Origin of the sequence: Gelidibacter gilvus (assembly GCF_004115975.1) — a bacterium.
GTDB lineage: Bacteria > Bacteroidota > Bacteroidia > Flavobacteriales > Flavobacteriaceae > Gelidibacter > Gelidibacter gilvus.
This window is the reverse complement of sequence record NZ_SDDZ01000023.1, coordinates 1-11,941: the sequence shown is the minus strand read 5'-3', so window position 1 is coordinate 11,941 and position 11,941 is coordinate 1. Positions and strand designations below refer to the sequence as shown.

Annotated in this window: 9 protein-coding genes; 2 read left to right on the top strand and 7 right to left on the bottom strand. The window is 35.6% G+C overall.

Features of this window, described 5'->3' with window-relative positions:
* Positions 1–115 precede the first annotated feature (115 nt).
* The 5 genes from ESZ48_RS18995 to ESZ48_RS18975 form a co-directional block, all read right to left on the bottom strand.
* Positions 116–640 (bottom strand): DUF1295 domain-containing protein, encoded by a 525-nt coding sequence (locus ESZ48_RS18995; protein ID WP_129019087.1) that lies wholly within the window; start codon positions 638–640, stop codon positions 116–118.
* 31 nt (positions 641–671) lie between these two features.
* Positions 672–1,145: a methyltransferase family protein gene (locus tag ESZ48_RS18990; RefSeq protein WP_129019086.1), complete on the bottom strand. Its 474-nt coding sequence runs from the start codon at positions 1,143–1,145 to the stop codon at positions 672–674.
* Between the two features lie 106 nt (positions 1,146–1,251).
* Positions 1,252–1,734: a cupin domain-containing protein gene (locus tag ESZ48_RS18985; RefSeq protein WP_129019085.1), complete on the bottom strand. Its 483-nt coding sequence runs from the start codon at positions 1,732–1,734 to the stop codon at positions 1,252–1,254.
* 273 nt (positions 1,735–2,007) lie between these two features.
* Entirely contained in the window at positions 2,008–3,063 is a 1,056-nt protein-coding gene (locus tag ESZ48_RS18980; protein ID WP_129019084.1) for a ligand-binding sensor domain-containing protein, read from the bottom strand.
* A 191-nt stretch (positions 3,064–3,254) separates the two neighbouring features.
* Positions 3,255–4,775 carry an ArnT family glycosyltransferase gene (locus ESZ48_RS18975; protein ID WP_129019083.1) on the bottom strand — a complete coding sequence of 507 codons (1,521 nt, stop codon included), beginning with the start codon at positions 4,773–4,775 and terminating at the stop codon, positions 3,255–3,257.
* A 223-nt stretch (positions 4,776–4,998) separates the two neighbouring features.
* Here ESZ48_RS18975 and ESZ48_RS18970 point away from each other — a divergent pair, with 223 nt between their 5' ends.
* Positions 4,999–6,561: an IS1182 family transposase gene (locus ESZ48_RS18970; protein WP_129019082.1), complete on the top strand. Its 1,563-nt coding sequence runs from the start codon at positions 4,999–5,001 to the stop codon at positions 6,559–6,561.
* Positions 6,562–6,657: 96 nt separating this feature from the next.
* Here ESZ48_RS18970 and ESZ48_RS18965 read toward each other — a convergent pair whose 3' ends face one another.
* Positions 6,658–6,948, bottom strand: coding sequence for a hypothetical protein (locus tag ESZ48_RS18965; protein ID WP_129019081.1), 291 nt, complete (start codon positions 6,946–6,948; stop codon positions 6,658–6,660).
* Between the two features lie 577 nt (positions 6,949–7,525).
* Between ESZ48_RS18965 and ESZ48_RS18960 the strand changes: the two genes are divergently transcribed.
* Positions 7,526–8,497, top strand: coding sequence for an IS110 family RNA-guided transposase (locus tag ESZ48_RS18960; protein WP_129019080.1), 972 nt, complete (start codon positions 7,526–7,528; stop codon positions 8,495–8,497).
* A 98-nt stretch (positions 8,498–8,595) separates the two neighbouring features.
* Here the strand turns inward: ESZ48_RS18960 and ESZ48_RS18955 are convergent, their stop codons facing one another.
* Complete coding sequence (locus ESZ48_RS18955) at positions 8,596–11,718, bottom strand: ABC transporter permease/M1 family aminopeptidase (RefSeq protein ID WP_223266517.1); 3,123 nt, start codon at positions 11,716–11,718, stop codon at positions 8,596–8,598.
* Positions 11,719–11,941 lie beyond the last annotated feature (223 nt).

Here is an 11,941-nt window from a genome sequence, read left to right as displayed (position 1 = left end):
TGCTTTCATTCCTGATTGCAATAGCTCTACTATTGTAAGCTTTAATTCATTGTTGTATTTTTTTGCCATAATTCAAATATATAATTTATGACCGTAAAAAGTCGTCCCAGCTAAACTAGACATTCCATACCCATAAAATGTCTCCAAAATAATTGATATGTCGAGAATATTTGAAAAACCCTTGCGTATATATTTTTCCTTTATTTGCAGGTTCTTTTTTCCATTTATTCCGTTGAATTTCTCCACCGCTGTTCAGGATACAACCTATTATAAATAATGCAATCGCAAAATAATCAAGTCCATCAATTGGTGCAGAAATCGGCAATACGAATAAAGGATAACCTATAAAATACAGAGCAAATGCAAAGGGTACACTGACACTTTCTTCCCACGGTATTTTTCTTTTTAAAAGGACAATCATCATATATGCAAGTCGAAGGAATATTAGGATGTTGAAAGTGAAAATTATTATTCTTCTATCAATGTTTTCAGTTGCATTGTGTATGTGTAAATGTCTTTGAAACCAAACTCCGCCACTTTGAAATAGAATCCAATATGATAGCCATAAAATCAAAATTTCAATAAGATGAATTACGATTTTCTGTGGAATGCTTTTGCTTTTTTGTCCATATAAGTCCATTTGAACTTTTATTAAGATGTATCAATTTATTCTAAATCCAACGCCTAACTTTTTTGCAATACTCTATATAATCAGTTCCGAAATTTCTGCCTAAATATTGCTCTTCTTTTAGTATTATGAATTTGGTAACAACCAAGATGACAAATGGAATAAATAGAAAGGTCCATAAATTGCCTTTAAAAAATGCTATTCCTGTATAAAGAGCCAAAAGCCCTAAATACATTGGATTTCTGGAGATGGCGTAGATACCAGAGGTTTGTAATGAGTTGGCTGGTTTAATAGTAATAAGTGTGTTTTTTGTTTTGAAGAATCTGACAAACGCTGGAAGTAGAAAAGCTAAACCAGTAATTACAAATATTGTCCCGGCTATAAAAGCAAAATTTGTTTCCCAAAAGGTCTTTGGAAGTGGGAATTGCCTTTGTGCGAAAATTGAAATAAAAAAAATCAATACATAGAAAAGTGGAGGCGGAAGATAAACACCTGGGTGGTCAATTTTTGTTTTCATATTTAAGTCAATTTATAGTTCTGAATTCATAATAGGCTGTCTGTTAATATGACCGTTAACGTATTGAAAATCTACTGTTAGCGGTTCCTACTACTTTATTATTTAGTTAATCAACTTTTAACGGTGCTCCAACGACTTGCATTTCGTGGTCGGCAAATACTTTTGCTATTTCTTCTTTCGTTGGAGGTGAAGTCCACTTGTCTTTAACAGCGAAGAACTCTTCCATTTTACCTGCAGGCAGATAAGAAACAATCATTTTTCCTTTCTCGGTGAGTTGAACAAAGGCGTGTTGAACATTTCGGGGAAGAAATATCGTGTCACCAGTTTTCATTTGATATTTATCCTCGCCAACTTGAAACAAATATTCGCCCTCAACCACATAAAACCATTCGTCTTGGTTGGGATGAATGTGTAAAGGAGGCCCTCCATTTGGTGTTAAGCCGGTTTGCTCAAAAACGGCTAAATCATTTTCGGTGTCCTTGCCCGATATTTTAATGTCCAACGTGTTTATTGTAACACCTTTCATTTTGTAGTGAATGCCAAACCTCGCTTCACCAGAATTAACTTTAAATCCTTTTTTTGTTCTCATCGTAACTATTGATTTTACTTTGGTAAACGCAAGCACAGGCAAAGCTGCAAGTGTTGTTAGTATAAAATGTCTACGTTTCATTGTTTTTTGCCAATTTCTGTGTTAATTGTGGGGTGGGTCTTTTTCAATTACTGGCAACGGTTAGTATATGAAAAGTAGGCGATTACGAAGCACTGAATTTTCGGTTAAGCACAACGTTAGATACGAGCCAAAAGACTTGAGTTTATTACTGTTTCGCATATTTTTTATATACATCTTTGTTAGCAACTGCTTTTATTTCGTTGATAATGGCTTAAATTTCTCAAATGTTTGTCCGCTAAATTTATATGCTCCATTTTCGTGTGTTCCAAGCCAAAGATCGCCATTGTTGTCTTTGTAAATGCTGAATAATGTGATGTCTTTTGAATTATCTTGAACTGGATAGTGATTTACTTTCGCTCCATCATATTTCCAAACACCATCAAGATATGTCACAAACCATAAATTATTATTGTTGTCTATTGCACTTGATAGATACTCGTTCAAATTGCTGGCCTTTTTCCCATCTAAACCACCTATGCTTTCGTGTCTTGAGTAAAATTTATTGCTTTTTAATGTTGCGCTGTCATAAACGCTATATCGATATTCGGTATTGAACCAGAAGTCGCCATTTTTGTCTTCCGTAATCGAACGCACTCCGTTTGCACCTTCGTTGCGAAATTCTGTTAAATCCTCTTCCGTAATCCATTCGAACGATTTTCCATCGTATCTACAAACCCCAACAGGGTTTGTACCAAACCAAATGTTTCCTTTCTTGTCTTTATAAATGCTGTAGATTCCAAAAGGATTGGGGATGTCGGGTGGTTTTGGTAACTGCAATTCATTTAAAGTAATACCATCATACCGATATGCTTTATTCTCAAATTCGTAAGAATGTCTAAACCACATATCTGTGGATTTAAGTTTCCAATCATTACTTGAGACTGGCGATAATGTCGTGAATGTATTTCCGTCATACTTAACTATAGTTGGTTTTGGGTGACAACTGGTGAAGTATATGTTGCCAGATTCATCTTCTTTTATTTCATCAATTCTGTTGTTTGGCAAACCGTCTTTTGTTGTGTAATTAGTCAATGTCTTTCCATCGTATTTATACACTCCTGTTTCCCAACTGCCAAACCAATAATTATTGTTCTTGTCTTGATGAATAACCATTATACTTTTACCAAGTTCTGTTACAGTATCGCCTTTTACAATGTTGTCTGTTTTAATCTGTTGTTTTGTGGTTTGTCCATTACAAGAGATTAACAGAGTGAAAATGTTCAGAAATAAAAGTATGCTTAGTTTCATTGTCGGTCTGTTTAATGTTTCTCGGGTTTGCTATAGTTGCTGCTAACGTTTTGTGTATGGACCGTTGCGTGTTAAAGCACGAACCCTTAAAGATACAAAACTACGCTGTAAAATTTCCAAGAATTTTCCAGATGAGCACAGACCCAGCAATGGTTTATGCACGGCTTACCTGCCGTTTTCATTCGCATCGCTTATTCAAAAATCCTTGTTTTAAATTCAGTCCGCAACTGTTCAAAATTTAATTTTGGGTCTTTGCAAATGTAAACGGTCTGCCACAAATCTTTATCGTCATCGGCATACGGATTATAAATTTGCTTTACCGCCACAACCGAATTAAAGAAGGACTGAAAAAAGTCAATTCCAGCCTCTCCGTTTGAAAACGCTATAATTGTTTTAGGTAATTCGCCTTTTTTTGGTGTCCAAAGGTAGAAACTCCCGTGGTATGAAAATGCTTTTGGTAAATCGTAATTTTCCCTAAAAAGGTTTACTCCTCCTGCTTGACTATAGTGTTTGCCCCAAATCAAATAATCCTTTCTCTCGTCTATTGGTAGGCTATCGTAAACGATTTGAAGTCCTTCCATGGTTTTTTCCCATTTTGATTTCGAGTAATACTCTTTATATTCTATTTGGTAACGATTGTCTTTCTTTTCTATACCCGCAAATTTTATAAATGTATCCAATGGCAGGATGGCTAACCCAAATGGTATCAGTACAATACCCGATAATACAAGGATAGCAGTTGTGGGATATAAAATCCATTGGCGTTTTGACAGGATTTTTTGTTCAAACCAGATACTCCCGAAGATTATCAAGGTAATCATTGCAGGATAAAAATAATATGCTTTGCTTTTATTAAGCGCCATTAGTGCTATGGAAATGACGATTGTAAGTGCAATTGGGCGATAACTAAAATTATTTTTTGTTCTAAGCATATAAATCAATCCACCCGCCCAAAAAAATAATGTTAATGGATTTAAGGATATAATTAAACTTTCGAGAACTCCAACTATTGTCAGTTTGTCCAATTGGGTTTCATAGAGACGTGAGAACATATCAAGTACTGGAAATCCTTGGTTGTATTGCCATAAAACATTTGGGGCTATAAGTACAAGGAACAAGAGCATGTATTTCCAAATATCTTTTTGCAAAATTGCTGTGCGTGTCCGCTTGCTCAACAGCAAACCAGTAAGTCCTGCAACAAAGAATAGTATATCATATTTTGTAAGGAAACCAAAACTGACACCGATTGTTAGATAAAGTAAATATTTTTTGTCAAGGGTTATTACATATCGTACCAATTGATAAAATGAAAAAAGCCAAAACAAGTGAGTAAAGACTACGGGTTGAAATAATTGATGTCCTCGGCCGAAAGCTGGTGCGGTCAAAATGCAAAGTAGTACAATAAAAACCGCTTTTGCTTTACCGCCCAGTTTAACAGTTGTAAGTGCGATGAGTATTAAAATCAATAATGAAGCAATGTGCGAAAAGATATGGTGTAGAAATACGGATTGGGAATGAAATTGATTTTGGATAAAAGCCAGCCAACCAATTACGGGCGGAAATTCCATATATCCCAAACTTGGATAGTTTCCCGTTTCTATGTGCAATAATTCATCGCCTTGAAATCCAGAATTTGCATCTGCAATCAAATGAAGTGTCAGCTTTAAAATACAAAAAAAGGCTATGATGAATAATATTTTTCTATTTGGCATCTTGGTTGGTCAAATGGCAGGTAACGTTTATCTTTAAGAATAGTTGCGTGGGTTAAACACCTAAAATAGTAAAAATTGACCGAGCCTGTGGAAATCCCGCAGGAATTTCCAAGTAGGCACAGACACAGCCATAACTTATACACACTGTGCGTGTTGCACAACTCTGTTGATAAAGTTAATCGAATAATGGATTATGGGTTAATTAAAATCATAAATTGTTGATATGCAAGGCAAAAAGACATATCAAGAGAAGTTGTTCACCCGATTTTTACTGAGTGAACGCGTTCCCGAGCAGAACTTCTACCGACAGCTCAAAAGTGTGTTGGATTTAAACTCTCTGTACAGAGCGACCGAACCCTTTTACGGTTCTACCGGTCAAAAAAGCATTGATCCCATCGTGTTCTTCAAACTGTGTTTGGTCGGTTATCTGGAGAACATCATCAGTGACAGAAAGTTTATCCAACATTGTAGTATGCGTTTGGATATCCTGTTTTTTATAGATTATGATCTGGAAGATGAACTTCCTTGGCATTCTACCATCAGCCGTACACGCCAACTTTTCCCAGAAGATGTATTCGAGGATGTCTTTACCAATGTTTTACAGATGTGCATTGAAAAGGGCATGGTAAGTGGGCATACGCAGGCCATAGATTCAGCGCCGATAAAGACCAATGCCTCAATGGACAGTCTGGAACTAAAAGTGCCCGAGGAAGATCTGGCCGCACATTTGTTGAAGATTCGGCACATCAGCGCAATGGATAAAGAGACGCCAATACGAAAGAGCAAAGAGAACAAGGCCAGCAAGGAGCTGCAGACCATCAGTGCCAGCAAACAAGAACTGGGAGCAATAAAGAGCCGTAACAAGAAGTGGGCAAAAGATCAGGATCAGCGTCAGGGAGCAGGCAACAAGGGTAGTAAGTACACTAGCAACAAAACGCATTATATCCCCACTGATCCCGATGCGCGCATCAGCGTCAAGCCCGGAAAAGCGAGAAAGCTCAATTACCTGAGCCAGCTCTGCGTGGACACGGGCCATCATGTCATCACGGATATCCATGCCTACCATGCCGATAAAAAGGACAATCAATATTTACAGGATATTGTTGGACGCTTAAAGCCACGATTGAACCAAGCGGGATTGATATGGCGGAACTGTGTGGCCGATACAGGCTATAGCAGCGGTGAGAACTATGAATTTCTGGAGCAGATCAATCTGGAAAGTTTTATACCGCCGCACGGCACCTATAAAGGTGGGCCGGATGGTTTTGAATATAATGAAGACCAGGATCACTATGTCTGTCCCCAGGGTGAGATTATTCCCTTTAAGAAGGTCTTCAGCGACACCCGAACCAAAACCTTAAAAAAGGAGTACCGCGGTTCTACATATCAATGTCGGGACTGCCCCATAAAGGCGAGTTGCCTGGGCAGGACGGCCAAAGAAAAGAAGTTCTCGGTCACGTACTTCAGGGAAGAGTATGAGCGCAATATTGAACGGGTAAACAGCCCGCGGGGCAGGTACATTAAGGGCAAACGTCAAAGCACCGTAGAACCCGTTTTTGGTACACTGACGCAGTTCATGGGACTGAGAAAGATAAACACGATAGGTATAGCGCAGGCAAACAAGGTCATGCACTTGTCTGCCATGGCCTATAACCTTAAAAAGTACTTGAAGTTCACACAAAAACTGACAAAAAGTGGTGCTAAAGCACTTGCTCTTTTATTTAATAAAATAAGGGCGCATCAGAACTTAATCAACTTGAATTTAAGTCATCCGGAATTTATCTAAACCTCCAAAATAAAAATAAAAAAGCCCTAAAAAGGGCTTAAATGCGTTCTGTTTTTATGAATTTATGGGGTTGTGCAACGATTACCACTGTTGTGCTTAGTTTTTTATTTTTTCAAATTTATGTTCATATATCCCATGGTTTCCGTTTCCAAAAAATAGAATTGCTCCTTCACTCTTGAATCCGTTAACCAAAATTAAATTTCCATCTTTATCATTTCCCAAAATTGTTTTCTGTTCGTCATGAATGTAATAAATAGGATAAAATGGTATAAGTTTCAAATCTCGGTCAATTGAGAAGTATTGATTTTTTATCTTTCCGTAAAGATTATATTCCTCTAAAATCGAATCTTGTCTAATAAGTTTAATGTTTAGTATTTGTTCTTTCAATAGCGTTATTTTGACATTTGAGTTGTCCGATTCTTTGTGTTTAGTTAGAGCGAACCATAGGTTATTTCCGTCAAACATTTTATTTACGTTACTGTATATCCCATTAAGTTTACTTTCCTTAAATTCAGATACTTCTGTTGAACTATTACGAATCAATTTATTAGTCGAAATACAACTCGAAGACAGTATTAAGGTCAATAATAGTAGTTTATATATATATTCGGATTTCATTTTTCAAATTTAGCACAACGGTTTTGTATATGAAAAGTTGCGTGTAGATAATCACGAACCTTTCGGATTAGCACAGACCTTAAATATATGAAAAAGCCAATGAATTAAGCTCTTACCAGCAATTTTTTATATACGTCTTAAGTTTACAATTCATTAAATTTAAGCATAATCAAGAAAAGACAAAAGAGAGGAATAAGGTTAATATATACGCAGAAGCCTAGACTTCGTCAACATTGAAAATCCCCTCTCTTTTCTACACAGATTTCGTACAGTTCTATGAGGCTTTGGACCTCGATTTTAAGTCGTTGAAACTCGCGTAGTTCGTCCTTTCAAAAATCATTTTCTTATGAATAAAGATATCAAATATTTTGGAATAGACATCAGCCATCTGGTTTTCGATGTCACAGACTCCAATGGCAATTATCATCAGTTCAAGAACACTCCCATGGGCTTTAAGAAGTTTGAAAAACTTTTGGATTTCAATAGTCATTGCGTGATGGAGGCAACAGGTTATTACCATTACCAGCTGGCGTATTTTCTACTGGAATCAGGCATCAAGGTATCCGTTGAAAATCCTCTGTCGGTAAAGCGGCTCATACAGATGAAGCTTTCGAAGATCAAGACCGACAAGAGCGATTCCAAACTTATCTGCGAGTATGCAGAACAGGTCGAAGTGAAACTTTGGAAAGGAAATTCCAAGCATCAGACAGAGTGTCTCCAGATGACCAGGCTCCTTTCTGTATATACAAAACAGAGCACCATGCTGAAAAATAAGTTACATGGCGAGAAGGTCCTTGGAGATCCAAGTAAATCAGTTTTGAGGTCCTTGAAACGAAGTCTGAAACACGTCCAGATAGAATTAATGGCCTTGGAAAAAGAACTGTTGGTAATGGTCAAACAAGTACACCAAGGAGTCCTTACGCGCCTAAAGAGCATACCTGGGGTCGGGAACAAAACAGCATTGATGTTGGTGGTTCTCACCGATGGGTTCGAGCGTTTTACTAGCGGAAGTGAGCTGTGCAGTTATGCCGGGCTGACACCAGTGATCAGAAAGAGTGGCAGCAGTGTAAATGGACGTAGCAGGATCAGTAAAATGGGCAATCAAAAACTTCGAAATTTATTGTTCATGTGCAGCTTTACAGCCTGCAAATACAACAAAGCATGTAGGGAAATTTATGAACGAATAGTAGCAAAGGGGAAGAGCAAAAAACTGGCGTTGATAGCAGTGTGCAACAAGCTCTTAAAACAGGCCTTTGCCATAGCCAAATCGGGATTGGTATATGATGGGGCTCATAGAAGTACTTTAGTTGAAAATTAATACATTTTTACTTGTTTTTTAGCACAGTACTTTGTTGTGCGTCGTTTTTCCTTTCCGCACGTTATGTTTTTCACGTCTGACTTGATTCCGACGTTTTTTCAATCCTTAAAGATGTCATCAAGTTTCTTGTAGTCTTCTTCTTTGGTAACCATTTTCAATTCTTCAATCAAGTCCAGAGTTGTTGCTGGTTGCAACGGAAATTTATGTTTGCTTAATAAACCTTCTAAGGCCAAATTAATTTTCTCTTCGCCAATCAACAAATACAATTCATACATTTTTACCAGACCTTTGTTGTATATGACATTTGCGTTAGTTGGATTTGAGTTATATAAAGCCTCTTCTCCACTAAAAGCTTTTTCGCTTTCATACATATTTTTATATAGGTTGACCATTTCTAACATTTTTGCTTTGCCATATTCATTTTTGAAGAGCATCAATTGCGTGTATTGTGCCAATGTTTCTGTAAGAACACCACTTCCTTCTCTATAATCGGGTTTTAGCATTGCATTTCCCCACCACTCGTGCGACAATTCGTGACCTGCCAATTCATTGATAACATCGTGCCCTTCGCCTTCTGATAAATTTGAATGAAATTGTGTCTCATTGATAAAAATGGTTGCAGGATAAGCAGTTGCTGCAAAACCTCTTGTAAAAGAACTTATTTCAGCAAATCGAATTGTTTTGTAAGGATATTTTCCAAAATTTGTTTCACAATATTGCAATGTTTTTTTTATGCTATTGATTAAATGCGAAATATTTTGATGGTGCTTGGGTTCGTAAAAAACTTCGATAGCATTATCATTATAGCTCGATTTTTGAATAGCATATTTTGCGGATGAAACTGCAAATCTGAACGGAATTTTATCAGCTTTATAATGAAAATAATTTCGATTGTTCTTCGAATATTTTTTTACTAATTCTCCAATCGAAATTGCTGTTTGGTCTATTGAAGTTGAAACAGTAGCATCAAGATTTATGAATTCATAATTATACGGATTTGCCAACGGTGCATCTACTCTTGTAAGCGCATCTTGCAATGGCATTTTTCGTTTATTCCTTTCTTCTTTGTCTTCAATTTCATTTTCGAAATTATAACCAATTAAGGGAAAGTAATTACTAATTCGCATAAAGGCACCATTGTCCACAATGGCGTTAAATGATTGATGCCCTTTTAAAGGTTCAATTTTATATTCAAAATTGAAACTAATCGAAATGCTGTCGTTCGGTAACATTTGTTGTTTTGTTTGAAACAAATACTGTCCAAATTTTTCATCTTTTTTTACCAAAGTTAAATCTGATGAAACAATCGAATTCCAAGTGATATCATTTGATGTAGCTATTAAGATTTCTGAAATTGCAGATGGCGTTTTGTTGACTAAAACGTATGTTCCTTGCACGTTATAACTATTTTCCTTTGGGAATAAGTCGATTTTTGTTTTTACATCGGTAATGCTTGGTTGCGGTTTGTTTTTATAGACTTTGTATTTTTCTTCATAATGCTGTTGCCAATTAAGTTGAGTTTCTTTAGAAGTTGTGTTACTACTTTTATCAATATAAATTCCAGAAAAAATCATTACTGAAAGTGGTAAAATCATAAAAGTCATTGATTTCCATTTTGTCTTTAAAACCGATTTGTTAAAGAAAAGAATGGCCAGGACTGAAAGTAGTATCGCAAAAGACAAACTATACAACATATTTACCAAAAATGCTTTTGGAAAATAACCGAAACCATTGATATCACTTAAAATATCGGGCATAAAATTGGCAAATCGGGAAAATGGATATTTAAACCCGAACGCTTTGCCTAAAGATGAATTTGTCAAAACCAAAAAGACGGCAGAAACAGAAAGTGCAATGTATTTGTATTTAATAATATATTGAAACGCAATAATAAGAAGACCACAAAGCGCTGCAGGGAAGCCAACAAAATAAAATAATGATAAATAAGAACTCCAATCAATAATTGGATACTGATATAAGATTTGAAATACTATTCCTAAAACAATACACGAAAATATCAAAATCAACGAAATAATTAATACTGTAACAAATTTTGAAATGAACAAAGCCGAATTTGAAAATGGTGTTGAATTCTCGATGCATAAAAAATTGACGCTTTTACTTTTCCAAACCAATTCACTTCCATAAAAAAGCATTGCCAATAACAATAGGAATGGAATTGTTGCCAAAATCGTATTGACCATTAAAGTTGTGGTAACGAAATTTTGTGGTAATCGAATACCTCCTTCTATTGCTCCATATATTTCCATACCAACTACAAAGAGGGTTATGATAATCAATAATACAAATGGAATACTTTTCAGGGTTGATTTTAAATCTATTTTTAAAAAAGATACAATTGTTGAGATGAAATATTTTTTTCCTTGTGGTTTTGTTGCTGTTTTGCTAAAAACATATTTTCTATTAGCTAATTCATCTACGTTTTCAACTTTCTTTTTTTGCTTGTTTGAGACTTTAAATTTGAACAGTTTAAATGAGGCATATAAAAATGCAAGAGCCAATAAAATAATCGCAATTCTATTGAACAACAAATTTCCTGAAAGTTGCAAAACCATTGTGTTTTTTTCTAATGCTGTCCAATATCGAGTTTGTTCAAAAAACGCAACCATTCCGAATGGGTCTAACTTTGCTGATAGGCTCATTGCACTATCAGAAACAGGCGAAGCACCAGCAAATAAAGGCGAATTTGAAAAAATAGAACCCACCATATACAACACGTAAATGCCTAATCCACTTAAATAAATAGAGATTTTATTTTTGCTATACCAAGCAGTGCAACAAACGATAGCGGTACATAAAAAGATGTTGGGAAGTACAATAACTAAAAAAGAATTTAGATAATAATTCAAATGAAAAACCCCCAAATTTTCGCTATTGTCCATTTTTATTAAATGTCCAAGGATATACCCAATAAGAAATAGAAAAAATGTAAACACAGCCATTACAAAAACCAATAAAAACCGGCTAACAAAATAGTTTCTGATTGTTATTGGTGTCGCATACAATATCTGTTCAAAATGATTATCCTTTTCTCTTAATAAGCTTTGTGAAGCCATTATTACAATGGGAAAAAGACTTACCAATGAAAATAATCCTAATATAAAATTGATGACATAAGGGGAATTATATTTGATATTTGGAAATGTAATTCCCGCAGAAGTTCCAACTAATACCCCAAATCCAAGAAAAGATAATAGCATCACATAAAATGAAATTTTACGACCAAAAAATTTCCATTCGAATAAAATTAAATGAGATAGCATCTTATTGTAGTTTTTGTAATGTTGAGAAATATACATCTTCTAAATCGGCTTCAGTTTGCATAAATCCGTTTAACGGATTTTCGTTGGAAAAAACTTTAATGCTCAACTTGCCAGCTTGCAGTTGCGTAGAAATAATGCCGTACTCATTTTGATATTCGGA

Excerpts from the sequence above, each read along its gene's own strand:
- ESZ48_RS18985 (WP_129019085.1), bottom strand. The coding sequence starts at position 1,734 with ATGAGAACAAAAAAAGGATTTAAAGTTAATTCTGGTGAAGCGAGGTTT.
- ESZ48_RS18960 (WP_129019080.1), top strand. The coding sequence starts at position 7,526 with ATGAATAAAGATATCAAATATTTTGGAATAGACATCAGCCATCTGGTT.
- ESZ48_RS18970 (WP_129019082.1), top strand. The coding sequence starts at position 4,999 with ATGCAAGGCAAAAAGACATATCAAGAGAAGTTGTTCACCCGATTTTTA.
- ESZ48_RS18995 (WP_129019087.1), bottom strand. The coding sequence starts at position 640 with ATGGACTTATATGGACAAAAAAGCAAAAGCATTCCACAGAAAATCGTA.
- ESZ48_RS18955 (WP_223266517.1), bottom strand. The coding sequence starts at position 11,718 with ATGCTATTATCTTTTCTTGGATTTGGGGTATTAGTTGGAACTTCTGCG.
- ESZ48_RS18980 (WP_129019084.1), bottom strand. The coding sequence starts at position 3,063 with ATGAAACTAAGCATACTTTTATTTCTGAACATTTTCACTCTGTTAATC.
- ESZ48_RS18990 (WP_129019086.1), bottom strand. The coding sequence starts at position 1,145 with ATGAAAACAAAAATTGACCACCCAGGTGTTTATCTTCCGCCTCCACTT.
- ESZ48_RS18975 (WP_129019083.1), bottom strand. The coding sequence starts at position 4,775 with ATGCCAAATAGAAAAATATTATTCATCATAGCCTTTTTTTGTATTTTA.